At 64.2% G+C, this 25,660-nt stretch carries 19 protein-coding genes and 3 pseudogenes; 15 read left to right on the forward strand and 7 right to left on the reverse strand.

Features of this window, described 5'->3' with window-relative positions:
- Positions 1 to 16: 16 nt before the first annotated feature.
- Both ACVWYI_RS35275 and ACVWYI_RS35280 read right to left on the reverse strand, forming a co-directional pair.
- Positions 17 to 1,084 carry a glycosyltransferase gene (locus tag ACVWYI_RS35275; protein ID WP_456664344.1) on the reverse strand — a complete coding sequence of 356 codons (1,068 nt, stop codon included), beginning with the start codon at positions 1,082 to 1,084 and terminating at the stop codon, positions 17 to 19.
- 159 nt (positions 1,085 to 1,243) lie between these two features.
- A complete protein-coding gene (locus ACVWYI_RS35280) occupies positions 1,244 to 1,438 on the reverse strand; it encodes a hypothetical protein (RefSeq protein WP_456664345.1) in 195 nt (64 codons plus the stop codon).
- Here ACVWYI_RS35280 and ACVWYI_RS35285 point away from each other — a divergent pair.
- Positions 1,425 to 2,318 (forward strand): glycosyltransferase, encoded by an 894-nt coding sequence (locus tag ACVWYI_RS35285; RefSeq protein ID WP_456664346.1) that lies wholly within the window; start codon positions 1,425 to 1,427, stop codon positions 2,316 to 2,318. The genes ACVWYI_RS35280 and ACVWYI_RS35285 overlap by 14 nt on opposite strands.
- 15 nt (positions 2,319 to 2,333) lie before the next feature.
- Here ACVWYI_RS35285 and ACVWYI_RS35290 read toward each other — a convergent pair whose 3' ends face one another.
- Positions 2,334 to 3,362 (reverse strand): glycosyltransferase family 2 protein, encoded by a 1,029-nt coding sequence (locus ACVWYI_RS35290; protein WP_456664347.1) that lies wholly within the window; start codon positions 3,360 to 3,362, stop codon positions 2,334 to 2,336.
- A 398-nt stretch (positions 3,363 to 3,760) separates the two neighbouring features.
- Between ACVWYI_RS35290 and ACVWYI_RS35295 the strand changes: the two genes are divergently transcribed.
- The 4 genes from ACVWYI_RS35295 to ACVWYI_RS35310 all read left to right on the forward strand — a co-directional run bounded on the left by ACVWYI_RS35295 (position 3,761) and on the right by ACVWYI_RS35310 (position 8,444).
- Entirely contained in the window at positions 3,761 to 4,561 is an 801-nt protein-coding gene (locus ACVWYI_RS35295; protein WP_247446226.1) for a class I SAM-dependent methyltransferase, read from the forward strand.
- A 291-nt stretch (positions 4,562 to 4,852) separates the two neighbouring features.
- The gene (locus ACVWYI_RS35300) at positions 4,853 to 7,228 is read left to right on the forward strand and encodes an exopolysaccharide transport family protein (RefSeq protein WP_456664348.1); all 2,376 of its coding nucleotides are present in this window, start codon (positions 4,853 to 4,855) and stop codon (positions 7,226 to 7,228) included.
- Positions 7,221 to 8,027, forward strand: a complete 807-nt coding sequence (locus ACVWYI_RS35305) for a WecB/TagA/CpsF family glycosyltransferase (RefSeq protein ID WP_247339774.1) — start codon at positions 7,221 to 7,223, stop codon at positions 8,025 to 8,027. Before ACVWYI_RS35300 ends, ACVWYI_RS35305 begins: the two co-directional genes overlap by 8 nt.
- 75 nt (positions 8,028 to 8,102) lie before the next feature.
- Complete coding sequence (locus ACVWYI_RS35310) at positions 8,103 to 8,444, forward strand: hypothetical protein (protein ID WP_456664349.1); 342 nt, start codon at positions 8,103 to 8,105, stop codon at positions 8,442 to 8,444.
- On the opposite strand, the pseudogene ACVWYI_RS35315 reads toward ACVWYI_RS35310, so the two are convergent.
- Positions 8,418 to 12,532 (reverse strand): annotated as a pseudogene (locus tag ACVWYI_RS35315) (bifunctional diguanylate cyclase/phosphodiesterase). The gene ACVWYI_RS35310 and the pseudogene ACVWYI_RS35315 sit on opposite strands and share 27 nt — an antisense overlap.
- Before the next feature lie 295 nt (positions 12,533 to 12,827).
- Between ACVWYI_RS35315 and ACVWYI_RS35320 the strand changes: the two are divergent.
- The 4 genes and pseudogenes from ACVWYI_RS35320 to ACVWYI_RS35335 all read left to right on the forward strand — a co-directional run.
- Positions 12,828 to 13,118, forward strand: a pseudogene (locus ACVWYI_RS35320) (Ldh family oxidoreductase); the annotation flags it as partial.
- A gap of 58 nt (positions 13,119 to 13,176) precedes the next feature.
- The gene (locus ACVWYI_RS35325) at positions 13,177 to 13,881 is read left to right on the forward strand and encodes an Ldh family oxidoreductase (RefSeq protein ID WP_456664350.1); all 705 of its coding nucleotides are present in this window, start codon (positions 13,177 to 13,179) and stop codon (positions 13,879 to 13,881) included.
- Positions 13,882 to 13,903: 22 nt separating this feature from the next.
- A pseudogene (locus ACVWYI_RS35330) lies at positions 13,904 to 15,273 on the forward strand (LLM class flavin-dependent oxidoreductase).
- Between the two features lie 15 nt (positions 15,274 to 15,288).
- Entirely contained in the window at positions 15,289 to 16,074 is a 786-nt protein-coding gene (locus ACVWYI_RS35335) for a fumarylacetoacetate hydrolase family protein (protein ID WP_247446233.1), read from the forward strand.
- 97 nt (positions 16,075 to 16,171) lie between these two features.
- Here the strand turns inward: ACVWYI_RS35335 and ACVWYI_RS35340 are convergent, their stop codons facing one another.
- Positions 16,172 to 17,092: a LysR family transcriptional regulator gene (locus ACVWYI_RS35340; RefSeq protein WP_247339766.1), complete on the reverse strand. Its 921-nt coding sequence runs from the start codon at positions 17,090 to 17,092 to the stop codon at positions 16,172 to 16,174.
- Between the two features lie 129 nt (positions 17,093 to 17,221).
- Between ACVWYI_RS35340 and ACVWYI_RS35345 the strand changes: the two genes are divergently transcribed.
- From ACVWYI_RS35345 to ACVWYI_RS35360, 4 genes are all read left to right on the forward strand, one after another.
- Positions 17,222 to 17,620 carry a hypothetical protein gene (locus ACVWYI_RS35345; RefSeq protein WP_456664351.1) on the forward strand — a complete coding sequence of 133 codons (399 nt, stop codon included), beginning with the start codon at positions 17,222 to 17,224 and terminating at the stop codon, positions 17,618 to 17,620.
- A gap of 76 nt (positions 17,621 to 17,696) precedes the next feature.
- Positions 17,697 to 18,224, forward strand: a complete 528-nt coding sequence (locus tag ACVWYI_RS35350; RefSeq protein WP_456664352.1) for a hypothetical protein — start codon at positions 17,697 to 17,699, stop codon at positions 18,222 to 18,224.
- Positions 18,221 to 18,865 (forward strand): hypothetical protein, encoded by a 645-nt coding sequence (locus ACVWYI_RS35355; protein ID WP_456664353.1) that lies wholly within the window; start codon positions 18,221 to 18,223, stop codon positions 18,863 to 18,865. Before ACVWYI_RS35350 ends, ACVWYI_RS35355 begins: the two co-directional genes overlap by 4 nt.
- Positions 18,837 to 19,043, forward strand: a complete 207-nt coding sequence (locus ACVWYI_RS35360) for a hypothetical protein (RefSeq protein ID WP_456664354.1) — start codon at positions 18,837 to 18,839, stop codon at positions 19,041 to 19,043. The genes ACVWYI_RS35355 and ACVWYI_RS35360 overlap by 29 nt, the downstream gene beginning before the upstream one ends.
- A 7-nt stretch (positions 19,044 to 19,050) precedes the next feature.
- On the opposite strand, the gene ACVWYI_RS35365 is transcribed toward ACVWYI_RS35360, so the two are convergent.
- Complete coding sequence (locus ACVWYI_RS35365; protein WP_247339761.1) at positions 19,051 to 19,506, reverse strand: Lrp/AsnC family transcriptional regulator; 456 nt, start codon at positions 19,504 to 19,506, stop codon at positions 19,051 to 19,053.
- A gap of 153 nt (positions 19,507 to 19,659) precedes the next feature.
- On the opposite strand from ACVWYI_RS35365, the gene ACVWYI_RS35370 reads away from it, so the two are divergent.
- Both ACVWYI_RS35370 and iaaH read left to right on the forward strand, forming a co-directional pair.
- Positions 19,660 to 23,109 (forward strand): indolepyruvate ferredoxin oxidoreductase family protein, encoded by a 3,450-nt coding sequence (locus ACVWYI_RS35370; protein ID WP_456664355.1) that lies wholly within the window; start codon positions 19,660 to 19,662, stop codon positions 23,107 to 23,109.
- Between the two features lie 75 nt (positions 23,110 to 23,184).
- Positions 23,185 to 24,606, forward strand: a complete 1,422-nt coding sequence (gene iaaH, locus ACVWYI_RS35375) for an indoleacetamide hydrolase (protein WP_456664356.1) — start codon at positions 23,185 to 23,187, stop codon at positions 24,604 to 24,606.
- On the opposite strand, the gene ACVWYI_RS35380 is transcribed toward iaaH, so the two are convergent.
- The gene (locus ACVWYI_RS35380; RefSeq protein ID WP_247339755.1) at positions 24,601 to 25,512 is read right to left on the reverse strand and encodes a LysR family transcriptional regulator; all 912 of its coding nucleotides are present in this window, start codon (positions 25,510 to 25,512) and stop codon (positions 24,601 to 24,603) included. The two genes, iaaH and ACVWYI_RS35380, sit on opposite strands and share 6 nt — an antisense overlap.
- Between the last annotated feature and the right edge of the window lie 148 nt (positions 25,513 to 25,660).

The following is a 25,660-nucleotide window of genomic DNA, read 5'->3' on the forward strand; positions in this document are numbered from 1 at the left end:
GGGGAAGCTCCAAGTCTTAGCCGATCCCTGTTAAGCATCCGTCAACCAGTACACCGGAGCTCTGCGGCACAGCCTGCTGCCGCATGATGCTCCGCGCGATCTCGTAATATTGCAGCGCGCGCTGTTCCAACGTGAGATTGTCGAGCACGAAGCCGCGCGGATCGAACGTATCAGCGGCGCACCCGGCCCAGAAATCGTCCCAACCCGCCTCGAACCCCGCGGCGTCGACGAACTTGGCGCCGCAACGATCGTCCCAATACGGCACCGACGACACAGGCGCGAACTGGACACGATGCGGATAATAATCGGCGTCCCGCCAGGGGCCACCGGGATCCCAGGCGAGCACCGGCACGCCGCAGGACAACGCCTGCTGATAAGCGATGCCCTGGCTCTCGTTCTGGCACAGGAAGATCATCGCACGCGAGCGCGCGAGCGCGGCCTGATAGTCCTCCTCCTTGTAACTGCCGTAACGCAGTTCCGTGAACGAGCGGCCCTCTCTGGTGAGCCGGGCGCGAACCGGCTCGATCAGCTCCGGAGCATAGCGCTCGCGGTCCCAGTGGACCTTGTCGTAGATCAGGACGTCGACGGTCTTTTGCGACGTCAGCGACGGCGCCCAGAGGTCCGTGTCGATACCGACCGGCCAGGCCTCCGTCTCGGGCCAATGCGGCCGGTACATGTCGGCGTACCACGGGCCGGGCACCACGACCTTCTTGACCGGCAGGCGCTTGAACAGGTCGGGATCGTCGAGCGGATGATTATGGGCGGCGACGCCGAGCAGGATCGGATTCTTCCACGCAAACTTGTCGAGCAGGAAGGTGCGACCGATGATGCAGGCGAGTTCGCCCGGATGCCGCGCGATGTAGCCATAATCGTTGACGCGATAGCGGATGCCGAGCCGATCGAGCCCCGCACGGAGATTGAGGAACACGCGGAGCTGCCCGCTCATACGCGGCTCGCCGAGCAGCATGCGGCGCGCCATGCGCCGCAGATGCCGGTCGCCGGAAAACCAGCGATCGTCCTTGTCCTCGTAGAAGAGGTTGAGAACCATGTCGTCGGGATCGTAGTCGAATGTCTTTGCGGGCACTGGGTCCATCCGCGGGAAGTTCGGTGCGCATTCTCGCATGGGACCGGCTGTCGCACTCTTCCAAATTTGCCACAGGCTTAATGCCGCCGGCTTAACGCTATTCTACAAAACCAGCGCCGCGCCGGCCTTCGCGGCAACGATTTCACCGGAATGCGAGTATCATTTGCGGCGCCCAAGGTTGCGATCAATCGCATTGCCAATGCGCAGACGCACCCTGGTTAACAGACCCTTAAAGGCGAGCCGTAGCTTGATTACCGCCGAAGAAATTCTCGAACTACCGGCCACATCACGCGTCGCTCCGGCGGCGCGCTTGCCGCTGCAAATCAGCTCCACTACATCGGTGTCCGTCGTCATTCCGGCCAAGAACGTCGCGGCCTATGTCGGCGAAACCCTCGCCAGCGCACTGGCGCAAGCCGAAATCACCGAAGTGATCGTCGTGGACGACGGTTCGACCGACGACACCACGGCCATCGTCCGTGCCATCCGTGACCCGCGGCTGCGCCTGTTGACCAACGACGCCGCCGGCGTATCGGCGGCGCGCAATCTCGGCGCGCGGCATGCGAGCGGCCAATGGCTGCTCTTCCTCGATGCCGACGATCGCCTGCGGCCCGGCGCGGTCGCCGCGCTGCTGGCGGCCGCGCGTGGTGCTCCGCGCGCGGTTCTCGTTTACGGTGACTACAACACGATCGACAGCGACGGACGGCAGATCGGTCGACGGGATCTGCTGAAAGGACGCCGCAAACCGTCCGGTGATGTGCTGGCGCGGCTCGCGGCCGGCAACTTCATCGTCAATGGCGGCATCGCGCTCGCGCGTGCGGAGGCGTTTCGCGCCATCGGCGGCTTCGACGTCTCACTCAGATATTGCGAGGACTGGCACTGCTGGTGCCGTCTTGCCGCGATCGGTGAATTCGAGTTTGCGCCAAACCTTCTGCTCGACTACCGCCTGCACACGGCCAACACCATGAATGCGGCGGCGCGGACGCCGCAGGATTTCTTCCCGGCCATCGCGCGGGTGTTCGACGACGGGCTGATCATGGCGCGACTGCCCGCGAGCATGGCAGCCGGGCTGCGCCAGGCCGCCGAGGTTCATCTCGTCACATATTCGGCGATGCAAGCGGTCCGCTTCGGCAGATATCGCCAGGCCTTCGCCTATCTCGGGATGGTCGGCCGCCGCTCGCTCAAATCGCTGCCACGCGCCGCGGTCAGGGTCGCCCTCGCCTGCTTCGGCATCTAATCCCTCGCTCCGGCGTCAGGATACGATCTTCGAGGCTTCATAGGGCTTCGGCTCGATGCCGAACGCTGCAAGCATGGAGCCGAGCGCGACCAGCGCGGGATGCATCGCGACGACGGGCTTTGATGTCACGAGCAGGCGAGCGGATCGGACCAGCGACAGCGGCAACCTCCCGAGCATCTGCGCAAACACCCGCGCCCGCGCTCCCGCGCCCTGCGCGGCGTTCGACTGCACACGATAATTGATTGCACCGATACGCAGACCACGCTTGGCGATCCAGCCGAGGCTGGTGCGGTTTTGCGGCACCGTCTCGGTGATGACTGCCTCCGCAGTCCAGTGGAACGTCATGCCGGCATCGCGGCATCGCACGAAGAAATCGCAATCGCCGCCGCCGAGGAAGTTGAAGCGCAGGTCGAAGGCGGGACGGTCGAACCGCTCGAACGCCGCGCGCGTGATCAGGCAATTGCCGCAGCCATAGATCAGCGGCACCGCGCCGCTGTAATCATAGGCGGGGCAGAAGGCGGGATGGCGCGAAAGCCAGGGCTTGCTGTCGTCTTCGAAGACCGGCAGCACCGGCCCGCCGACAACATCGGCGCCGGTCGCATCCGCGGTGCGAACCATCAGCTCGAGCCAGTCGGGCGAAGCGATCTCGTCGTCGTCGATCATCAGGAAGCGGGTCGCGGCGGGAAACAGCGCCTGCGCCGTCTCGAACGCGGCGTTGATCGCCTGGACGTTGCCTTGCCGTTTTTCGACCAGGCAGACGCCCTGGAGCCTTCCGCCGGCGAGATACTCCGCGGCCACCGGTGCGCTTTCGCGCCGTACCGCGTCGTTCTCGACCATGACGACGGCGAAGGAGCGCGGGGTACGCTGGCTGACGAGCGAGTCCAGCGTCAGCCGCAGATGCTGCGGACGGCGGAAGCAGGGGATGCAGACGACGATGCCGACCGACAGGTCGATAATTCGGGAGCTCGCCGCGATCTCCCGGTTGGGATCGCGCACGGCATCCGGGATACGCGCGGCGGACAAGTCTGTCGGGATCAATGTCATGACGTTCTAGATGTCCGATATAGATTGAAAAAGCCCTGCTTCGATCCCGCGGATCGGCGCCGTTTCGCAACGGCACAGCGCCGCGGCACAGATCCGCCCCAGAATGAACGGCTGGCGTGGGGCTCGCGACGGCGCAAATCTCCGGCCGTCACGGTGCAATACCATTCGCTTAACCGCCATCGCGTGTTTCTGCTGCAGAACCTTGCGCACGTGATAGTGCAATTCGCGGTCCATCGCGCGGGCGGCGGCCCGACATGGATGATGCCGTAGTTAACGCCCGTGCGCGTTAACTCGACCGTAAGCACCAAGACCGGTGAAGCTGCGCGGCATCAGATTTGCTCTTCGGGCATGCGAGATTTTTCCTGTAAATTTAAGTCGAACAAGCGCGGTCAGAAAATATGAACAAGCCAGCCACGATCGATTTCGCGACAGCCACGGCGGTCCAAATTCCCGCGGCCATTGCACCCCCTCAGGCGCTGCACGATCTCGTCCCCGGAGAAGCGCGCGACAGCCTGCTCGCCGTCCACGATGTACTGCGCCGCATATTGCCGCAGGGCCAGCTCGCCACCTACGAAGCCGGCGGCGGCTCGTGCAGCGTTCTGCCACCGGAATTGCTGAGCCGCAGCAAAGTCACCGTCGTCGACATTGACGAGGACCAGGTCCGCAACAACAGCTACGCGGACGAAGCGATCCTCGGCGACGTCCAGACCTACCGCTTCGGGCGCGAAACCTTCGATCTGGTGATCTGCTACAACGTGATCGAGCATCTGCCCCATGTCGATGCCGCGCTCCTTAATTTCCGCGATGCGCTCAAGCGCGGTGGGATGATCCTGATCGGCGCGCCCAATCCGCGCTCGCTGTCCGGCGTCGTCACCAAATACTCGCCGCACTGGTTCCACGTCTGGTTCTACCGGCACATCCGCGGCATCAAGGATGCCGGCCTGCCGGGCGAGCCGCCGTTCCCGACTTTCTTCCATCCCCTGGTGACGCTGCCGAGGCTCGAAGCGTTCGCGGTCGCCAATGGCCTTGAGATGGTCTACCGCCGTGAGGTCGAGAGCCCGCGCTATCCCGAGATGCGCCGGAGCAAGCCGCTGTTCGCAACCCTGGTGGACGCCGGCGCCGCCGTGCTGAACGCCGTGCTTCCGCGCGGGACCGACGTCCGCCGCGGCGACTATCACGTCATCCTGCGGAAAAATTGACGGCCATGGTGAGCGCGCGGCCGATCGCACGACGAGCGAAGCCTCGTGGCCACGCCGCACGCGGTAACGAACCGTTAATCTCTGAAGGACCCCGCCGTCGCACGCGTAGCAGCGACTCGTCGAAGAGTGGCATGCGTTTAAACGCTTTGTTTGCCATTTCGGTGAATAGTCCCTCAATGAGTATGGTTAATTTTTCCTGTTGCGTTGATTGGGCACCTATATCTCAGGTGCGTTGCGTAGAGCGAAGAGTAACCCCTCAGCACGCGACAGTTGGAATGAAAGCTGGGGATCATGCTTGACTATAACCAGCCGATAGACCCGGCCAGACCAGAGGTCCCGCAACAGCGGCCTCAGGCCGGCTTCAACGTGCTGGAGCTTGTCAATTTACTCTGGCGGCGGAAGATCGCGATTGCTGCTGCAGCCCTGCTCGGCGCGACCCTTGCCGTCACCGTGGGCAAGAGCCTGACGCCCCGCTACACCGCCACCGCCCAGCTCTATGTCGACCCGCGCGAGCTCCAGCTCGTCGATCGTGAGCTCACGCCCCGCGCGCAGGACGTCTCCGGCATGGCGATGGTGATCGAGAGCCAGGCGCGCCTGATCACCTCCAACAGCGTGCTGCTGAAAGTCATCCAGCAGACCGATCTGGACAAGGACCCCGAATTCGGCGGCGGCGGTGACGGCAAGAGCCTGATCTCGTCGCTGCTCGGCCTGATCGGCCTTCAGCCCGGCGCGCCCTCGACCGCGGAGAAGAAGGAAGTGCAGCTAGCGGCCCTCGAGGCGCTGAACCGGCACATCACGATCCGCAAGACCGAGAAGAGTTTCATCGTCGACATCGAGGTCTGGTCGATCGATCCGGCGAAAGCAGCGATGCTCGCCAACGCGCTGACCAGCACCTACCTGACGGAATCCCGCAACTCGCAGGCTTCGGCAGCGCGGCGCGCCACCAACGATCTCTCCGGCCGCCTGAAGGAGTTGCGCGAGCGGCTGCGCAACGCCGAGACCGGGCTTGCGACTTACAAGGCCCAGAACAATTTCGTCGGCACCCAGGACGCCCTGATCAGCGACCAGCAGCTCTCCGCCAGCAACCAGCGGCTTTCCGCCGCCCGCGCAGCGACGATGGATGCGCAGGCGCGTCTCGACCAGATCGAGGCGAGCCGGCGCACGACAGCGGATGCGGGGGCGAATTCCGAGGCGCTGCAATCGCCGACCATCGCGAACCTGCGCGCACAATACGCCGACGCGCGCAAGAAATATGCGGAGCAGACCGGCGAGCTCGGCCCCCGTCATCCGGCGCTGCGCCAGACCGAGAAGCAGGTCGAGGATCTCAAGCGCACCATCAACGAAGAGATCGACCGCTTCGCCCAGTCCGCCAAGAACGATTTGACGCGCGCCCGCGACTTTGAAGCCTCGCTCAGCCGGGCGCTGGAGGCGCAGAAGCGGCAGAGCGTCCAGCTCAGCCAGGCCGCCGTGCGTTTGCGCGAGCTCGAGCGCGAAGTCGATGCCAGCCGCGACGTCTATCAATCCTTCCTCAAGCGCTCGCGCGAGACCGAGGAGCAGGAGACGCTGAACACTTCGGCGGCCCGCGTCATCGGCGAAGCGACGGTGCCGCAGCGGCGCTCGTTCCCACCGGCGATGAGCCTGTTCGCCATGATCGGCTTCGTCTTCGGCGCGATCGCTGCATCGAGCTGGTTCGTCGCGGCCGAACTGTTGCTCGCCGGTGCGTCCGTGCCGGCACCCGCGCCGGCCCGTCCCCATCGTGCTCCGGTGCCGCAAGCTCCCCGAGTTCCAGAGCCTTTGCGGGCTCAGGAGACTGCACGACCTCAGCAGGTTTCGCGGACCCCGGAAGTCGCGCAGGCTCTCCCGGAGCTTGCCGCACCACCGCTGCAACCATCGATGGCTGAAAAGCCCTTGATCGAAAAGCCGCTGATCGCCCGCCTCCAGGAGGCCGACGTCATCCACACGCTCGGCGCCATTCTCGCCACCGGCAGCGGCGTCGACCTCACCCGTCTGGGCTGGCCGACGCTGCGCCCGGGTTTTCCGCTTACGACGCTGCTCAACGCCTGGCGCGACATGCGCGCCGCGGTAGCACGCCGTACGGACGGCAAGGCGATGCCGGTCATCGCGCTCGTCGGTGCCAGTGAGACCACCGGGCGCAGCGTAACCGCGCTGAACTTCGCGCTCGCGGCGGCGCGCGACGGCGCTCGCGTGCTGATGATCGATGCCGACCATCAGGCACACTCGCTCTCGAACAAGGTCAACCGTGCCGGCAAGAGCGAGCCGAGCAAGCTCGGCTGGCTTTCGATCGGCAGCAAGGCCGCCCGCGAGATCAAGACACTCAACGGCATCTCGGTATTGCCGGCCGCCGAAAGCGACGCCGGCAAGGCCACTGACGCCATCCGCAAGGCCATCGAGCAGGCGCGCTCCGCCGGCGGCTATGACCTCGTGATCCTCGACGGCCCCGCGGCGCCACTCACGGCCGCCAGCCGCAAACTGCTCGATGATGCCGACGCGCTGGTGGCGGTGCTGCCGACCAGCCTCGACATCAACGATGGCCTCGAAGAGATCTTGAACACGCTCGGCCGCGCGGAGCGCAAGCTCGTCGGCGTCGTGCTCGACGAGCTCACCCCTGCAACCCAAGCGCGCCAGCAAGGCAGACAATATGCTTGAGCGTCGCATCAATCTGGAGGGCCGGGCCGCAACCGCCGACGTGCCGCGGATCACGGTCGGCGGCCTTCGCATGGCCGCACTCGACCTGGAAGCGACCGCCGATTTCATGATCGAGGCAACCGATCCGCGTCATCGCATCGGCCGCCCGCTGTTCCTGACTTCGGCCAATGGCGAGGTGCTGGCGCGGTGTTCGACAGAGCCGCAGACCGAGCGCCTGTTCCGTGCCGCCGACCTGATCAACGCCGACGGCCAGCCGCTGGTGGCGGCCTCAAAACTGCAATCCTGGTTTCCGCTGCCCGAGCGCGTCGCGACCACCGACCTGTTCCACGTCGTCGCGCGCAAGGCGGAAGCGCTGGGCCGCACCTTCTACATGTTCGGTGCCAGCGAGGCCGAGAACGCCGCAGCGGTCGAGAATGTTCGTCGCCTGTATCCGGACCTCAAGATCGTCGGACACAGCCACGGCTATCTCCGGGGCGAGGCGCTGCGCGCGAAGGTCGAGGAGATCAACGCGCTCGCGCCGGACTATCTGTGGGTCGCGTTCGGCGTACCCAACGAGCAGGCATTCGTTGAGGAATTCACCCCGCATCTCACCAATGTCGGCGTCATCAAGACATCCGGCGGCTTGTTCAACTTCTTGTCGGGCAGCCGGTCGCGCGCCCCGCAATGGATGCAGAAGATCGGACTCGAATGGGTCTGGCGCACCTTGCTGGAGCCGCGACGCCTGTTCTGGCGCTATTTGACCACCAATCCCCGCGCGATCTATCTTCTCTTCAGCCGCAAACGGCCCTTCAATCGCTGAGAAACGTCGAGATGGCCGAGCGACGGACTGTCCGTCGGCCTGCTTTCAGGCGCGACCCGAGGGAGCACGGAACGAATGCATCAGGCCGCAAGCCTGCAATTCGAGCGCGTGATGGATGAACTCGTCCTCTGGCATGCCGTGCCGGAGGACGAACGATCGCCGGCGCCGGCCTGGTGGTGGGGTCCGGCAATGGCGTTGTTCGACGCGCACGAGCCGATGCCACACGCGTGGTGTTCTGAACTCGGTCTGAGCCACAACTCGAGCTTTGCCGAAGGCGCCCATGCCCTGCTCGCCCTGTTCGCCAAACAGACCTCGCTGACCTGGCCGGATGATTTTCCGCGCAAGGCGGAAATCAAGGAAGACGACGTCCGCGAGCTGCACCCGCAGCCGTTAGACGACAGCTCGTTTCAACCGTAGCGCAGCGGCTTCGGTGGCGGCCTGGTCCGGCTCCGGCTGGAGCGGCGGTGCGACAGCCAGCTCAATCGGTCGCAGCAACTCCGCCATCTGGCGCGCCGGCAACGGCTTGGCGATCAGGAAGCCCTGCATTTCGTCGCAGCCATGGGCGCGCAAGAAAGCTTCCTGTTCGACGTTCTCGACGCCTTCCGCGACGACGGTCATGCCGAGCGCCTTGCCCATGCTGATGATCGCCTGTGCGATCGCCTGGTCTTCCGAATCCTGCGGCAGGTCCCGCACGAAGGAGCGGTCGATCTTGATGGTGTCGATCGGAAAATGCTTCATCAGCGACATCGACGAATAGCCGGTGCCGAAATCGTCGATGGCGAGGCGAATGCCGCGACTCTGGATGGCGTCGAGCACCTTCAGCGCGCGCCCGACATTACGCATCATCATGCTCTCGGTGACTTCCAACTGGAGCAGCACCGGCGACATGCCGCTGGCGGCCAGCGCCTCGTCGACGTCCTGCAACAGATGTTCGTCGACAAACTGACGCGGCGACAGGTTGACTGCCATAGACACCGGCAACAACCCGCGGCGCTGCCAAGCCATGGCCTGCGCGCAGGCCTCCCTTACCACCCAGCGGCCGATCGGCACGATCAGCCCGGTCTCTTCCGCAAGCGGAATGAACTGCGCCGGCGAGATGCTGCCGAGATCAGGATGTGTCCAGCGCAGCAGCGCTTCCACGCCGGTGATCTGGCCGGGTCTCCATGTCCACCTTGGGCTGGTAGTTCAGCGAAAACTGTTCGCGCTCCAGCGCGCGGCGCAACGCGCTTTCCAGCGACAGCCGTTCTATCGACTGGGTCTTCACTTCCTTGGAGAAGAAGCGGTAGCCGTTCTTGCCGTCTTCCTTGGCGAGATACATCGCCATATCGGCGTTCTTGGTCAGCGTCTGCACGTCGGCGCCATTGGCCGGATACATCGCGATGCCGATCGAGGCCGTGGTGTGGCACTCGTGCCCGGCCAACTCCATGGGCTCGGCGAGCGCCTTCAGCAGCCCGGCCGCGATGCGCTGGACGTCGTCGATCTCACCGCACTGGTCGAGAATCACCACGAACTCGTCGCCGCCGAGCCGCGCCACGACGTCGCTTGCCCGCAGCGCACCGCGCAGCCGGTTCGCCACTTCGAGCAGGAGCAGGTCGCCGGCCTCGTGTCCCAGTGAATCGTTGATGACCTTGAAGCGGTCGAGGTCGATGAAAAGCACCGCGAAGCGGTGATCGTGGCGCTGCGCCGCGTCGATTGCCTCCCGCAGCAGCCCGTTGAACGTCTCGCGGTTCGGCAGGTCGGTCAGGCTGTCGTGAGAGGCGAGGTACTCGATCCGCTCGTCCGCCTCGTCCTTCTCGTCCGCGCGATCGAAATTCTCCATCGCGAAGGAAACGTTGTCGGCGAGGCGCTGCAACAGCTCGACGAACTCGACCGTGAAGGTACCCGGTTCGGTCGACATGTAGATCATGACACCGACGGCCTGATCGTGCACGACGAGCGGAAACGCCGCGCCAGACCGCGCGCCATCGTTGCGGACGATAGCGTGGAAGACGCGGACGCGGTCGTCGTTCAGATAGTCGTTGCTGATGCAGGGCTGGCGGGTGCGGAACGCCGTGCCGCTCATTCCGCGCCCCTCGGGTCGCTCGGGGTCGACGGAGAGACGGACGTTGCGCGTGGTGTCGGCGGACGGCCCGGCCGCCGACACGATCTCGAGCTGGTCGCTGCCTGCCCTGGCCAGCGCAATCGTGGTCGAGGTGAACTTGGCGCCGTTCGACGCTGCCAGGCAAACGAGGTCGAACAGCTCGGCCCGCGACTTCGCCCGCATGATCGCTTCGTTAGTCGCGCTCAGCGCCGCGAACATGCGCGTCAGGCGCTCCTTCTGCGCCTCGGTGCGGGCCTTTTCCTCGGCGCGCTCGAAATTGTCGAGCGCAAACGACACGTTCTCGGCAAGCCGTCCCAGCAGCTGGATGAGATCCGGCGTGAACGTGCCTTCGTCCGGCGAGAGGAACAGCAGCACGCCGATCGCCGTACAGCCATTGCTGAGCAACGGGAAGCAGGCGCCCGATCGTGCCCTGGATGCGAGCGATCTGATGCCAATGGGCCGTGCGGATGTCGGTAAGAAGCTCGTTGGCGACGCAAGGGGCGCGCGTGCGAAACGTCGTGCCGGCCAGCCCCCGGCCTTCCGGATCGCCAGCCGACGTCGAGAACCGCCATTGCTTGACCTGATAGCAGCTCTCGCCCTTGGTCATGGCAATGTCGAGGTAGTGCCCGGTGTCGTCCACGAGTGCGATGGTCGCGGAGGAGAAGGTGCCGCCGAGCACCGCCGCCTCGCAGACCACCTCGAACAGTTCGGCGCGGGTCTTCACCCGCATGATCGCTTCGTTGGTCGCGGTCAGCGCCTCGAGCATGCCGCGCAGACGGTTGCGCTGCATATCGGCCTTGGCCTTCTCGTCGGCCCGGTCGAAATTCTCCAGCGCGAAGGCGACATTGGCCTGGAGCTTGCGCAGCAGCTCGATGAATTCGCCCGTGAAGGTGTCGCGCTCGGGAGAGTTGAACAGGAACACGCCTTCGACCTGGTCGCCGTTGAAGAGCGGCAACGCCGCGGAGGACGCGATCCCGTTGCGGCGGGCGCTGGCCTGCCACGGCGCAATGCGGTCGTCGGCGAGCACGTCGTTGCTGACGGCGGGCTGGCGCGTGCGGAATGAGGTGCCGGTCAGCCCGCGGCCTTCGGGCACATCGTCGCAGGTCGAGAATTTGAAGTTGCGAACCTGATCCGCGTTCGGTCCGTAGCAGGAGACGACACGCAGCAGTTCGGCGTGACGATCGGCGAGCGCAATGGTGACCGAAGTGAACTTGGCTCCCTTCGCCGTCGCCTCGCAGACAAGGTCGAACAGCTCGGAGCGCGACCGCGCGCGCAAGATCGCCTCGTTGGTGGCGCTGAGCGCCGCATACATGCGTGCCAGGCGCTCTTCTTCTCTGGCGATCTTGGCTTTTTCAGCCTCGCGCCCGAAATTCTCGAGCGCGAACGAGACGTTCTCAGCCATCCGCAAGAGGAGCGCGACGATCTCGTCGTCCTTGGCCGAGGATCGGCTGATGAAGAACAAGAGCACGCCGACACTTTCACCGTGCCTGATCAGCGGCGCGACCACGCAGGCAGCAACGCCGGTGTTGACGTTGGCGCGCTCCCACGAGTGCCCCTGGTGCGGCGAGCGAGATCGTCCTCGACGATCGGCTTTTGCGTCCGGAACACCTCGCCGGATATGCCCTTGCCGTAGGGATTTTCCGGAGCGATCGAATAGCGTGCCTGGGTGACCAGCTCGAGGTTCTGCCCAGTGGAGGCGACCGGCTTCATCCAGTGAGAATCCGGCTCGCGAAGCAACACGATAGTCGCCAGCGATTCGCCGCTGTGCACGGAGGCGTCGCACACGAGCTGATACAGCTCCTGCTCGCTCTTGGCGCGCAGGATGGCCTCGTTGGTTGCGCTGATCGCGCCGTACATGCGGTTGAGCCGGCGCATCGCCCGCACGCCGGTCTGCCGTGCAGTCTCGCGCGCGAAATTGTCCAGAGCATAGGAAATGTTGGCCGACATGCGCTCGAACAGCGATACCATCTGATCGCTTAGCGAACCGGCCTCACTGCGGGTCACGAGCAGCACGCCGACGCTCTTGCCGCTGCACAGAAGCGGCAACGCCGCCGCGGCGCCGACATGCGCGTTAAAACGCGCCCTCGCGCCACGCGAGCGAGCGCGGGTCGTTCAGAAAATCGTTGCTGATGCAGAGCTTCCGGCTGCGGAAGGCCTCCCCGCTGACGCCCGATCCCTCGGCACTTCCGGCTTCCGTGGTGATCTCGATTGCGCTCAACCGCGCGACGTCGTCGCCGCGACCGGCGGCAAAGCGCAGCAGACGGCCGTCCGAATCCACGAGGAACACGGCGACCGCCATGAAGTCCCCGCTCGAAAACCCGGCGTCGCAGACCTTCTGGTACAGCTCGTCCGGCGATTTCGCGTAGAGGATCGCTTCATTTATGGCGCTCAACGCCGCAAAGGTGCGCGCGAGTGTCGTCGTCACGATCTCAACTCCCCGGGCATTTCTGCCTTTTTTTCCCGGGTGACGTTATGACCGGCGATCGCCTAAGTGGTCGTTATTGCGCGCAGCAAACCCTCGATCAAAGTGAACGAGCTGCGAACAACCGGCGGAAAACTGTCGAAAATGCCGCCGCACGGGACGAATCTTCAACCAAAGGCGCGTGCTCTCTACGAATTTGCAGCCCTGTATTGGTTTACGGGAGATTGATATCGCTCGCGCGCTTTGAGACGATGGCTCTCAGCAACCGCCCACCAAGGGCGATGACCGAGGAAACGCGATGCCCATCGTCAAGGCCGACCGCCTCACGCGCGTCAGCGCCGCGCTGCTTCGTGCCGCCGGAGCTTCCGAGGAAGAGGCTGACGCGGTCGCGATCGGCTGCGTCAACGCCAATCTCGCCGGCCATGATTCCCACGGCGTGATCGCTGTTCCCACCTACATCGACCGTATCAAGGCTGGCCACATCGTGCCCGGCGCCAAATGGAGCATCGTCCGGGAATCGCCGACGACGACCGTGATCGACGGCCATTGGGGTTTCGGCTTCCACGTCAACGCCAAGGCGATGGCCCTGACGATCGAGAAGGCGAAGACGGCGAATGTCGCCGCTTGCACCGTGTTCCGGCAAAGCCATGTCGGGCCGCCTCGCCGCCTATCCGCTGATGGCGATGCGCGAAGGCATGATCGGGATCGCAACGGCAGATTCCGGCCGCTCGCCGAAACACGTGGCGCCGTTCGGCGGCAAGGAGGCACGGCTTGGCACCAATCCGATCTCGATCGCGGTGCCGTCCGATCTCGATGCGCCCTTCTACCTGGACATGGCGACCTCTGCGGTCGCGGCCGGCAAGATCCAGCTCGCGGTCGCCCGCGGCGAGGAGATTCCGACGGGATGGATCATCGATGCCGAAGGACGACACACCACCGATCCGACCCAATACCGCAAGGGCGGCGCCCTGCTGCCGCTCGGCGGCACCGAGGGCTACAAGGGCAGCGGCCTCGCCGCCATGGTCGAGGTCCTTTGTGGCCTGCTCACCGGCCTCGGCTTCGGCGTCGAGCCGACGGGACGGCACAATGACGGCTGCTTCATGGCGGTGTTCAACGTCGCAGCGTTCCGCCCGCTGAAGGCGTTCAAACGTGAGGTCGCGGATTTCGCGCGATACCTGAAATCGACTCCGCCGTTCGAGGGCAGCAAGGGCGTCTACTATCCCGGTGAGATCGAAGGCGTGCGCGAGCAGCAGCGCCTGCGCGACGGCATCGAGATCGAGGATGCGACCTGGGAAAAACTGCGGGCGCTGGCGCGCGAATACAGACTCGATACGGTCCTCGATCTGGCCTGACGGTATTTTGGAGAACAGCAGCATGACGCGGCAGATGGTACTGGTCGGCTTCCTCCAGGCGCAAAACTGCACGAATCTGCCGAGCTCGTGGCGACATCCGGACTCGCGCGACGATTCGATGTCGGCGGACTATTATCAAGAGATCGCCAGGGTCCTCGAAGCCGGCAAGTTCCACATGGCGTTCTTCGACGATCGCCTGGCGATGCCGGACCGCTACGGCAACGATCACGCCCACACCGTCGAATACGGCATCCGCTGCGTGAAGATGGACCCGCTGATCGTGCTGACCACGATGGGTTTGGTTACAGAGAAGCTCGGCTTGGGGGCGACCGGCTCGACGACTTATTTCGAACCTTTCGACATCGCCCGCCGCTTCGCAACGCTCGACCTGATGTCCGGTGGACGCGCCGGCTGGAACGTCGTCACCTCGCTCAACGACGGCGAGGCACACAATATGGGGCGCGCCTCTCATCCCGAACATGATTCGCGGTACGACAAGGCCGACGAGTTCATGGAGGTGGTGCTCGGCCATTGGGATACCTGGGAAGACGGCGCGCTCATCATGGACAAAAAGAGCGGCCGCTTTGCCGATCCGGCCAAAGTAAAGCGGCTCGATCACAGGGGACCGGCGTTCAAGTCCCGCGGTCCGTTCACCGTGCCACGTTCGGACCAGGGCCATCCCGTGATCATCCAGGCCGGCGCGTCCGGCCGCGGCCAGCGCTTTGCAGGACGATGGGGTGAGGTGATCTTCACCGCCGCGCGCAACCTCACCGCTGCCAAGGAAGGCTATGCGGCGGTGCGCGTAACGAGGCCGCGAAAGCCGGCCGCGATCCGGAAGCGATGTTCCTCTGCAACCTGACGACGCCGGTCTGCGCCGCGACCAAAGCCGAGGCCGAAGACAAGATGGCGCTGATCAACAAGCTGCCGCTGCAGATCGACGCGCTGTCGCTGCTGGCCGAAGCGCTCAACTACGATTTCGCCTCCAAGGATTTCGACGATCCGCTGACGACGGAAGAGCTGAAAAGCATGCAGGGCATTCTGGGCATCCGCGACGGCGTGCTCAAGAACTCTGGAAAGAGCAATCCGAGCGCGCGCGACTTCGTCACCTTTTCCGGCCGCGGTCAGGTCCAGGATGCGATGGTCGGCGGTCCCAAGGAGATCGCGGACAAGCTCGAAGAGATGTTCGTCGAGCGCGGCTGCGACGGGTTTGTCATCGCCGCCACCTATGTGCCCGGGTCCTATGCCGACTTCGTGCAACATATCGTACCGGAATTGCAGCGGCGCGGCTTATTCCAGAAGGAGTATCGCGGCAAGACGCTGCGGGAAAATCTCGGGCTCAAGCGGCAGGCTGCCGGCGCCTGGAAAATGCAGCCGCGCCATGCCGCGGAATAGCAACGGAGACACGGCATGCGCTGGCTGAAATTCACCGCCTCGGACAAGGCTTCATGGGGAATCGTCGAGGGCGACCAGGTGATCGCGGTCACCGGCGATCCCTTTGGCGAATGGCAGCGCACCTCGCGCACGCATCCGCTGTCGCAGGTCAAGATCGAGCTGCCGCTGATCCCGCGCACGTTTTACTGCGTCGGCCTGAACTACCTGAAACACCTGAAAGAGGCCGCCGACAAGCGCGGCGAGGTGCCGGCCGTGCCTGATCGGCCCGAGATCGGCTATCGCGCACAGAACGCGCTGATCGCCCATGACGAGGAGGTCGTGATCCCGTCTTTTGCGACGGACAAGATCCACTATGAAGGCGAGCTCGTCGTCGTCATCGGCAAGAAGGTGAAGCATCTCACCAAACAGAACGCGATGGATTGCGTGTTCGGCTATACCATCGGCAACGACGTCAGCGAGCGGAGCTGGCAGAAGGCCGACCGCAGCCTGTGGCGGTCGAAGAACGCCGACACGTTCAAGCCGATGGGCCCATGGATCGAAACCGAGGCCGATCTTGCGAAAATGGAAACCGTCGTCCGGGTCAATGGCAAGGAGACCAACCGCTTCCACACCAACGACATGATCTTCGGCGTGGTGGCGTTCCTGGTGGAGCTGACGAAATACTTCACACTGTGGCCCGGCGATGTGATCTGGATGGGTACCGACGGTGCGTCGCCGGACATCAAGCACGGCGATGTCGTGGAGATCGACATCACCGGTGTCGGGACGCTGCGGAACAGGTTCGTGCGGGAGGAGCGGTAGGCTGCTTGCGTGGTGGGGCACGGCGCAGGAACACTTTTGCGCACCCTACGCAGCTCGATCAAAACAGCAGCGTCAGTTCGTTAAATCCGGACTCGGATCAGCTCGTGGCTCCTGAGCGGCCCTTCACATGATCGATAAAGGCCCGCAACTTCGGCATGATTTGTCGATGGCCGGGATAGTAGAGGAACACCCCCGGCGTCATCGGCGCGAATTGCTCCAGCACGTGGACGAGTTTTCCCGTCGTCATGGCACCGGCGGCGAGCGGTGCGGGCACTTGCGCAAGACCTACACCCTCGACGGCAGCGCCGAGCATCGTGGGAAAGTCGTTGGCGATGAAGGGTCCCGAAACGGCGATCTCGATCGAACGCCCGTTGTCGTTGAGCGACCATGATGCAAGCGCACCGTTCGATCGTCGCAATCTCAGGCACGCGTGCTCACGCAGATTGTCCGGGCGCTCGGGCCAGCCGCGGCGGTCGAGGTAAGCTGGGCTGCCCACGATGATGAGCGGCAGCGGCTTCGTCAGCCGCACCGCGATCATGTCAGGGGTGATGAACTGGCCCATCCTGATGCCGGCGTCAAAACCTCCGGCAGCGAGGTCGACCAGCTCTTCGCTCGCAGCAAGCTCCACCTCAATCTCGGGAAACGCCCGGCAGAACGACGCGACCACCGGCTCCAGCAGGATCGGCACGACCGAGCGCGGTACGGTGAGACGCAGGAGACCGGCTGGCCGCTGTCCGAGCTCACGCGCCGCCCCGCTTGCTGCGATGAGCTCTTCGAAGGCTGGTCTTGCGCGAGCAAAGAACCTTTCGCCGGCTTCGGTCAGACCGACGCTGCGGGTCGTGCGGATGAAGAGCGCCGCGCCCACGCGCGCCTCGAGCGCTCGTACCGCCTGACTGATGGCCGATGGCGTGACCCCGAGTTCAGCGGCCGCCCGGCGGAAACTGCGGTGCTGGGCGACACTCAGGAACGCCTCCACGCCGTCGAGTGCACCGTGCCTGACTGTGAAGTTCTGCTTCATAACCCGTCAACATTATCGCGAATAGTCGCCGGTGCAAAGCAGACTTACATCCAGCCTGCAAGCAGCACCGCTGCATGCGCTGACACTCGCGACACCACGGCGACCGCCGTGATCGGAGAAATGAGACCAATGAAAGCAATCCGTCACGCCGTCTTGGCATTCACCCTCACATTGATAGGTGCGACTTCCATGGCCGATACATCCCCTGCCCAAGCGCAAGCCGCATCGCCCACAACCGGGGTCATGGTCATCCTGTCCGTCAAGCCAGGCGTCACACGCGAACAGGTCATAGCCGTCATGCCCGATGAAATCAGGCAGACCGTACAGCTCTATCTCAATGGAAAGGTTCGTGAATGGTATTCGCGGTCCGACGGGCGCGGAGCCGTCTTCCTGCTGGATGTCAAGGATGTCATCGAAGGGCACGCCATCATGGACGGCCTGCCGCTCGCCAAGCAGGATCTCATCGATCACGAATACATTGCAGTCGGTCCGCTGATGCCGCTCCGCCTGCTCATGACCAAACCCTGAGCGCGCGTCGACGCCGGATCGAAACGACCGGCTTCGACTCACTCGACCGGACGGACAATCACAAGGACATCCGAACGTGCCACCGAGCTTTAACCTTCCGTTCGTTCTCAGCGTCGCCGGGGCTTTCCTGACAAGCTCGGTGGTGGCCGCCATCTATGTTTGGCCGGCGCTCCGCGCCATGACGCGCCATGACGCCCTGAGACTTCTCGCTGCGTTCCATGCGTTCAGGTTCTTGGGGATGAACTTCATGGTTGCCGGATTCGTCTCTTCGGAGTTGAGCCCGGATTTCGCCAGCGAGGTCGGATGGGGAGATCTCATCGCCGCCACGCTCGCGCTCATGTCGATGGCAGCGCTGTCCTGGCGATGGTCGATCGCCGTTCCGATGGTCTGGATATTTAACGTCTGGGGCACGCTGGACCTTTTAAATGCGTACTACATGGGCGTAACCAAAATCCAGAATCCGGGCCTGTTCGGCGCCGGGATTTATATCCCGGCCCTCTACGTGCCGCTGCTGCTCGTCAGCCATGTTCTCGTCTTCATGCTTCTCTTGAGGGCCGGATCAGCGGAAGAAAGCACCGTGACGCAGCGGGAGGAACGCCGATGAACGCCGATGCTGTTTCCGCTGGCGTGATGGCCCCGCGGCCCGCCTGGCTCACCCTGACGTGGATCGTTGCATTCACGACGCTGTGGACCTGGTTGATCTACGCGCTACCCGCGCTTCCGGAGAGCGGCTTTCCGGCCCTTGGCGTTCGGCTGATGGTCCATGGGTTCATCGCGCTTGGATTGTGGCTCGGCCTCGAAGGCACCGCGTTGATACCAAGACAACGCCAGGCGACCTGGCTAGCCGTCATGGTCCCTTTCACGCTTTGGGCCGCCGTCGCCTGGACGGCAGCCATCAACGGCGCGTTCCGCGCGGGCGCTTCCTCCTTGCCGCTGCTTCCAGCGGCGATCCTGCTGCCGGTGATCGTCGGGACTCCGGTACTGCTGTTGTCGAAGCGGGTGGGCCAGTTGCTCGATGCAATGCCGATGACGTGGCTCATCGCCCTGCAGGTTTACCGCGTCCTTTGGCAGCCAATGGCTCGTTTACTGGCTGTGGGGGGTGATGCCGGGCCTATGGGCGCTGCCGGCAGGAACTGGCGATGTGCTGACCGGCCTGTTCGCGGTACCGGCGGCGATTGCCGTGGCGACCGGAACGGCCGAGGGTCGAAAAGCGGCGATGCTTTGGAACATCTTCGGCCTCGCTGATTTGGCCGTCGCGATCACCTTGGGGATGATCATGTCGCCCGGCCCGTTCCAGCTCATCATTCCAGAGGGCCCGGCCATGGCTGTAGACACCTTTCCGAATGTGCTGACCCCTGCCTTCGTGGTGCCGAGCTCGATCCTGTTGCATATGCTGTCGCTGCGCCAACTGCGGCGCGGATGAAGTTGCCTCAAAACGGCAGTGCGACGCTGGTCTTGATTTCCTTCAGCACCACGTTGCTGCGGACGTAGCGAATGCCGGGGATGCGGAACATGAACTCGTCGAGGAATCTGTTGTAGGCCGCCATGTCCTGCACCACGACACGCAAATGATAATCGGCATCGCCCGTGGTCGCAAAGCACTCCAGCACCTCACGCCGCGTGGTCACCCGCGCGACGAACTCGTCGACGAATTTTGCGTCGTGTCGTTCCAGCGAGACGTGGAGGATCGCGGACATCGCAAAGCCCGCCTGCTCGCGCGCGACCAGGGCCGCATAGCCCTGGATGGCTCCGCTCTCCTCCAGCGCACGCACCCGGCGCCAGCACGCCGAGGTCGACATGCCGACCGCGTCGGCGAGCTGCTGGTTGGTGGCGCGGCCGTCCCTCTGAAGGTAGGCGAGAATCCGCGCGTCCTGGTCCTCGATCATGCAAACCACTAAGATGGATTATCCAACCACCTTATAGACCGTACCGGATAATTCTACCAGAACAGGCCCGTCATCGGGAAAATCAGGTAAGACCTACCAGTCACCCAAGCCTACTCTTCTCCCATTCGGCAAAGATGCCGCGGGAGATCCGCCATGGACGCCATTCCGTCACTCGACGCCTACGAGCTCTCCGACCGCTACGATCGCGACGAGGGACGCGTCTTCCTCACGGGCACGCAGGCCATCGTCCGCATTGCGCTGGACCAGGTCAGGCGTGACCGTGCCGCGGGGCTGAACACGGCCGGCTTCATCTCAGGCTATCGCGGCTCGCCGCTCGGCGGCGTCGATCTGGAACTGTGGCGCATCCAGGAGCGGCTGAAGCGCGACCGCATCGAATTCCTCCCCGCAGTGAACGAAGATCTTGCCGCGACCGCGGTGCTGGGCTCGCAGCAGGTCGAGACGCAAGCCGACCGCGAGGTCGATGGCGTGTTCGGGCTCTGGTATGGCAAGGGTCCCGGCGTCGACCGCTCCGGCGATGCGCTCAAGCACGGCAACGCCTACGGCTCCTCGCCGCATGGCGGCGTTCTGGTGGTCGCCGGCGACGACCATGGCTGCGTCTCATCCTCGATGCCGCACCAGTCCGACGTCGCCTTCATGAGCTGGTTCATGCCGACGTTGCACCCCGCCAGCGTCGCCGAATATCTCGAGTTCGGCGCATATGGCTATGCGCTGAGCCGCTTCTCCGGCATGTGGGTGGGCTTCAAGGCAATCTCGGAGATCGTGGAATCCGGCGCGTCTGTTGCGCTGCGCCCGCCGCGCGCCTTCCACACGCCGGACTTCGCGCCGCCACCGGGCGGGCTGCACTATCGTTGGCCGGATCTGCCGGGGCCGCAGATCGAGGAGCGGCTGGAGGCGAAGAAGCACGCGGTCTACGCCTTCGCAAAGGCCAACCCGATCGACCGTCACATCTACGACATCTCGGGCGCCACCTACGGCATCGTCACCACGGGCAAGGCGCATCTCGATTTGATGGAAGCGATGCGGCTGATGGGCCTGGACGAAGCGGCCTGCCGCGGCATCGGCATCGACATCTACAAGGTCGGCATGGTCTGGCCGCTGGCGCTGCATGACGCGATGGCGTTCGTGAAAGGCAAGCGCGAGATCCTCGTGGTCGAGGAGAAGCGCGGCATCATCGAGAGCCAGTTCAAGGAATATTTTTACGACTATCCCGGCGCAAAGCCCGAGCGCATGGTCGGAAAGCATGACGAGACCGGCGCGCGGCTGATCTCCTGGATCGGCGAATTGTCACCGCGTGCGCTCGCCGGGGTGCTCGCACGCCGGCTCGATCCGATGTTCCCAGGCCTCAATCTCGCCGCGCGGGCAGCGACCCTGTTGCCGGAAGCCGCCCGCACGATCAACGTCTCTGGTGCGACGCGCACGCCGTATTTCTGCTCCGGATGCCCGCACAACATTTCGACAAAAGTGCCGGAGGGGTCGAAGGCGCTGGCCGGCATCGGCTGCCATTTCATGGCGAGCTGGATGGACCGAGAGACATCGTCGCTGATCCAGATGGGCGGCGAAGGCGTGAACTGGGCGGCCTCGTCACGCTTCACCGGAAAAAAGCATGTCTTCCAGAATCTCGGCGAAGGCACCTATTATCATTCGGGCTCGATGGCGATCCGGCAGGCGATCGCGGCTCAGGCCAACATCACCTACAAGATCCTGTTCAACGATGCGGTCGCGATGACCGGCGGCCAACCTGTTGACGGCCCGGTCAGCGTCCGCGCCATCGCGCACAGCGTCCGCGCCGAGGGCGTTGCGCGCATCGCGCTGGTGTCGGACGATCCCACCCAATTTTCGCCAGGGGATCTGCCGGTCGACGTGTCCATCCATCCGCGCGACGAGATGGACGGCGTGCAGCGCGAGCTGCGCGAAATCTCCGGCGTCTCGGTGCTGATCTATCAGCAGACCTGCGCGACAGAGAAGCGGCGCAGGCGCAAGCGTGGCGAGATGGCCGACCCCAAACGCTTTGCCTATATCAACGACCTCGTCTGCGAAGGCTGCGGCGACTGCTCGATCGAATCCAACTGTCTCAGCGTCGAGCCCAAAGAGACGCCGTTCGGCCGGAAGCGCCAGATCAACCTCTCATCCTGCAACAAGGACTTCTCCTGCCTCAACGGGTTCTGCCCGAGCTTCGTCACCGTTGAGGGTGCGACGCGCCGAAAGAAGAGCGCGAGCCAGATCGACGCGGTCGGCCACGCGGCGACGCTTCCCCTGCCCGCGCCCGCAACGCTCGACCGTCCCTATGATCTGCTCATCACGGGCGTCGGCGGCACTGGCGTGATCACGGTCGGCGCGCTGATCGGCATGGCGGCGCATCTCGAACGAAGCGGCGTCTCGGTACTGGATTTTACCGGCTTTGCACAGAAATTCGGGCCGGTGCTGAGCTATATCCGGCTTGCGCCAACTCCCGAGGCGCTGCATCAGGTGCGTATCGACCAGGGCGCGGCCGATGCGCTGATCGGCTGCGACCTCGTCGTCAGTTCGTCGCCAAAGGCGTCCGGCACCTATCGGAAAGGCACGCGCGCCGCGGTCAACACCGCGGAGATGCCGACCGGTGACGTCGTCCGTTTCCGCGACGCCGATCTCGCTTCACCCGCTCGCCTGCGCGCGATCGGCCAGGTGATCGGCGACGGCAATCTCGACACTATCAACGCCAACGCGCTTGCCGAGCGCCTGCTCGGCGATGCCGTCTATGCCAACATCATCATGCTGGGCTTTGCCTGGCAGCGCGGGCTGCTGCCGGTCTCGCTGTCGGCGCTGTTGCGCGCGATCGAGCTCAACGGCGTCGCGGTCCAGCGCAACAAGCAGGCCTTTGCCTGGGGCCGGATCGCGACCGCCGATCCGGACTTTCTGCCGAAGACGGACGAGGCGTCCAAGGCCGAGACGCTCGACCAGTTGATCAACCGCCGCGCCGATTTCCTCACCGCTTATCAGGACCGCGCCTACGCGACGCATTATCGGACACTCGTTGCAAACGTTCGCAATGCCGAAGCCAATTTGAACAGCGAGGCGTTGACCGAGGCCGTCGCGCGCGCCCTGTTCAAGCTGATGGCCTACAAGGACGAGTACGAGGTGGCGCGGCTGCATATGCAGGGTGGTTTCCTCGACGCGTTGAAAGGCGAGTTCGAAGGCAACTTCAGCATCCAATATCACCTCGCCCCGCCGTTCCTGCCGTCGAGGCGCGACGCCCGCGGACGTCCGCGCAAACGCGCCTTCGGGCAATGGATCCAGACACCGCTTGCCATGCTCGCGCGGATGAAGGGATTGCGCGGGACGCCGTTCGATCCGTTCGGCTACACGGCGGAACGGCGCGCCGAACGGGAGCTGATCACCTGGTACGATCGCGTCATCAACCGGCTTCTCAGCGGGCTCGACGCAGCGCATCTGCCTGACCTCATCGCCATTGCAAAAGCCCCGATGGATATCCGCGGCTACGGGCCGGTTAAGGACGCCGCGATTGGAAAGGTGAAGGCCGAGGTCGAACGGCTCTTCGCCGAGCTCGATGCGCCGTCACCTGCAAAGATGCGCGCCTACGGTTGACGGGGCGCCGATGAGGCTTCAGCCTCTGAAGCTGAGGGGCGCCCTGATGGCGCTCCTGCAATCGGGTGACGCATCATGGATTTCGACCGGTTAACCCTGACCCAGGCCGTGGCCGACCTCCGCGCCGGAAAAATCACGAGCACCGCGCTCACGACGGAAGCTCTTGCCCACGCTAAGGCCAATGCCGATCTGAATGCCTTCGTCACCTTGGACGAGGTTGGTGCCTTGAAGGCCTCGGCCGCATTCGACGCGACGGGCGACAGCAAGCCCCTCGGCGGCGTGCCCATCGTGATCAAGGACAATATCGAGGTCGCGGAGCTTCCCTGTAGCGCAGGAACACCGGCGCTGAAGCAATACGTTCCGAAGGCTGACGCGCCTGTTGTCGCAAAGTTGCGCGCGGCGGGCGCGATCATCATCGGCAAGACCAACATGCACGAGCTCGCCTTCGGCATCTCCGGCTACAACACTGCGTTCAAGACCGGCACGGAGTTCGGCGTGCGCAACGCCTATGACCGTGCCCTGATCGCGGGCGGCTCCTCGTCTGGCACGGGTGCCGCGATCGGCGCGCGGATCGTTGCGGGCGGGCTCGGAACCGACACTGGCGGATCGGTCCGCGTGCCCGCCGCACTGAATGGATGTGCCTCGCTGCGCCCGACGGTCGGACGCTATCCGCAAGCTGGCATCGCGCCGATCTCGCACACCCGCGACACCGCGGGCCCGATGGCCGCGACCATGGCGGATGTCGAACTGCTCGACCGCGTCATTGCGGGCGGCGACGCCGTTCAACCGGCTGATCTGAAGCAGATACGAATCGGCATCGTGAGGTCGATGCTGATCAATCTTGATACCGACACCGATGCCGCCTTCCAGGCGGCGGTCGCGAAAGTGAAGACACAGGGCGTCACGGTCCTCGAGATCGAGATGCCGCAGTTGGCCGAACTCAACGGCCAGGTCGGCTTTCCCATCGCGCTGTACGAGGCCTATGACGACATGGTGGCCTATCTCGCAGGCACCGGCACCGGCATCACCATCGACGCACTGGCGCGGGAGATCGCGAGCCCCGACGTCAAGGATACCTATGATGGCCTCGTGATCCCGCGCAAACTGCCTGGTCCCGACAATACCCTGGTCGATGCCGGCCCGATCTATGAGGCCGCCATCAAGTCCGCGCGTCCCGCCCTGCAGGCGCTCTACGGCAGGACCTTTGCGGACAACCGGCTCGACGCCATCGCCTTCCCCACCACGCCGCGCGTTGCGATCGCTTCCAACCCCGACGCCAGCAGCCCCGAAAATTTTGGCCTGTTCATCCAGAACACCGATCCCGGCAGCAATGCCGGGCTTCCCGGAATCCAGATTCCGATTGCGCTCGGCGCGGTCAGCAAACTGCCGATCGGGCTCGAGCTGGATGGTCCCGCAGGCAGCGATCGCTGCCTGCTTGCGGTCGGCATGGCGCTCGAAAAAGTGTTCGGGCGGCTGCCGGCGCCGCCCCGGTCATGAGTAGGGATTGATCAGCTTCTGCTGCTCGGCGCTGTGATGCACGAGCATGTCGATGAAGGTCCTGACCTTCGCCGACAGATGATGCCGGTGCGGATAGACCGCGTTCATCGACATCTCGACGGGACGATATTCGGGCAGAAGGCGAACGAGGTGACCGGCTTCGAGATCGTCCTGGACGAGAAAACCCGCCATCAGGCAGACGGCAGCGCTTTCCAGCGCCACCTTTCGCAAGGCCTCACCGCTGTTGGTGATGAAGCTGCCCGAAATTCGCACCGATGCCGGCGTGCCCTTGCGATCGAAGAAGCGCCAATCGTCGCCGAACGGATAGTTCAAGTGACGGGCGCAATTGTGCGCGGTGAGCTCATCGAGCTTCTGCACGCGACCGTGCCTTTCGAGATAGTCGTGCGAGCAGCACAGCACGTGGCGCCAGGTGGCGAGGCTGCGGACGATCAGGCTCGAATCCGGCGGTGAGGTCATGCGCAGGGCAACGTCATAACCTTCTTCGATGAGGTCGATGTCGGCTTCGCCCATGCGCAGATCAATCCTGAGCTCTGGATAGGTCGACAGGAGCTTCGCCACCACGGGCGCGACGAACGGCACCATGTGCGTGGCGACGTGGATCCGTAGCGTGCCGCGAGGCACCGACTGCAACTCGCTCGCGATATCGTCGGCCTGTTCGATATCGGCGAGGATCTGGATGCAGCGGTCGTAATAGGCCCTGCCGATCTCGGTGAGGTTGACCTTGCGCGTGGTGCGCTGGAGCAGCCTCACGCCGAGCCGGTCTTCCAGCGCCTGAACGTGATTGCTCACCATGGTGGTCGACATGTTGAGCTTACGGGCCGCTGCAGAGAAACCGCCGGTCTCGACCACCCGGCTGAAGACTTCAAGGCTGGTCAATCGATCCATGCAGGCTGATTATCCGCTCTTGTTCGATAATCGCAAGGAATTTAGTCGGATTATCCGTCCGATCGTCCCACGGTTCGCGCATGCATTAGCAGCAATCGCGCGACAGACGCGGCAATCGCTCTGGGGCAGTCGCCCCCCTGGCTCGGTA

This window comes from Bradyrhizobium sp. LB13.1 (assembly GCF_054056815.1).

Coding starts and splice junctions, on each gene's coding strand:
- ACVWYI_RS35355 (WP_456664353.1), top strand. CDS start 18,221: ATGAACGCCGATGCTGTTTCCGCTGGCGTGATGGCCCCGCGGCCCGCC.
- ACVWYI_RS35280 (WP_456664345.1), bottom strand. CDS start 1,438: ATGACGACGGACACCGATGTAGTGGAGCTGATTTGCAGCGGCAAGCGC.
- iaaH (WP_456664356.1), top strand. CDS start 23,185: ATGGATTTCGACCGGTTAACCCTGACCCAGGCCGTGGCCGACCTCCGC.
- ACVWYI_RS35335 (WP_247446233.1), top strand. CDS start 15,289: ATGCGCTGGCTGAAATTCACCGCCTCGGACAAGGCTTCATGGGGAATC.
- ACVWYI_RS35345 (WP_456664351.1), top strand. CDS start 17,222: ATGAAAGCAATCCGTCACGCCGTCTTGGCATTCACCCTCACATTGATA.
- ACVWYI_RS35305 (WP_247339774.1), top strand. CDS start 7,221: ATGCTTGAGCGTCGCATCAATCTGGAGGGCCGGGCCGCAACCGCCGAC.
- ACVWYI_RS35300 (WP_456664348.1), top strand. CDS start 4,853: ATGCTTGACTATAACCAGCCGATAGACCCGGCCAGACCAGAGGTCCCG.
- ACVWYI_RS35310 (WP_456664349.1), top strand. CDS start 8,103: ATGCATCAGGCCGCAAGCCTGCAATTCGAGCGCGTGATGGATGAACTC.
- ACVWYI_RS35365 (WP_247339761.1), bottom strand. CDS start 19,506: ATGATCGAGGACCAGGACGCGCGGATTCTCGCCTACCTTCAGAGGGAC.
- ACVWYI_RS35290 (WP_456664347.1), bottom strand. CDS start 3,362: ATGACATTGATCCCGACAGACTTGTCCGCCGCGCGTATCCCGGATGCC.
- ACVWYI_RS35340 (WP_247339766.1), bottom strand. CDS start 17,092: ATGAAGCAGAACTTCACAGTCAGGCACGGTGCACTCGACGGCGTGGAG.
- ACVWYI_RS35295 (WP_247446226.1), top strand. CDS start 3,761: ATGAACAAGCCAGCCACGATCGATTTCGCGACAGCCACGGCGGTCCAA.
- ACVWYI_RS35360 (WP_456664354.1), top strand. CDS start 18,837: ATGCTTTGGAACATCTTCGGCCTCGCTGATTTGGCCGTCGCGATCACC.
- ACVWYI_RS35380 (WP_247339755.1), bottom strand. CDS start 25,512: ATGGATCGATTGACCAGCCTTGAAGTCTTCAGCCGGGTGGTCGAGACC.
- ACVWYI_RS35325 (WP_456664350.1), top strand. CDS start 13,177: ATGTCGGGCCGCCTCGCCGCCTATCCGCTGATGGCGATGCGCGAAGGC.
- ACVWYI_RS35370 (WP_456664355.1), top strand. CDS start 19,660: ATGGACGCCATTCCGTCACTCGACGCCTACGAGCTCTCCGACCGCTAC.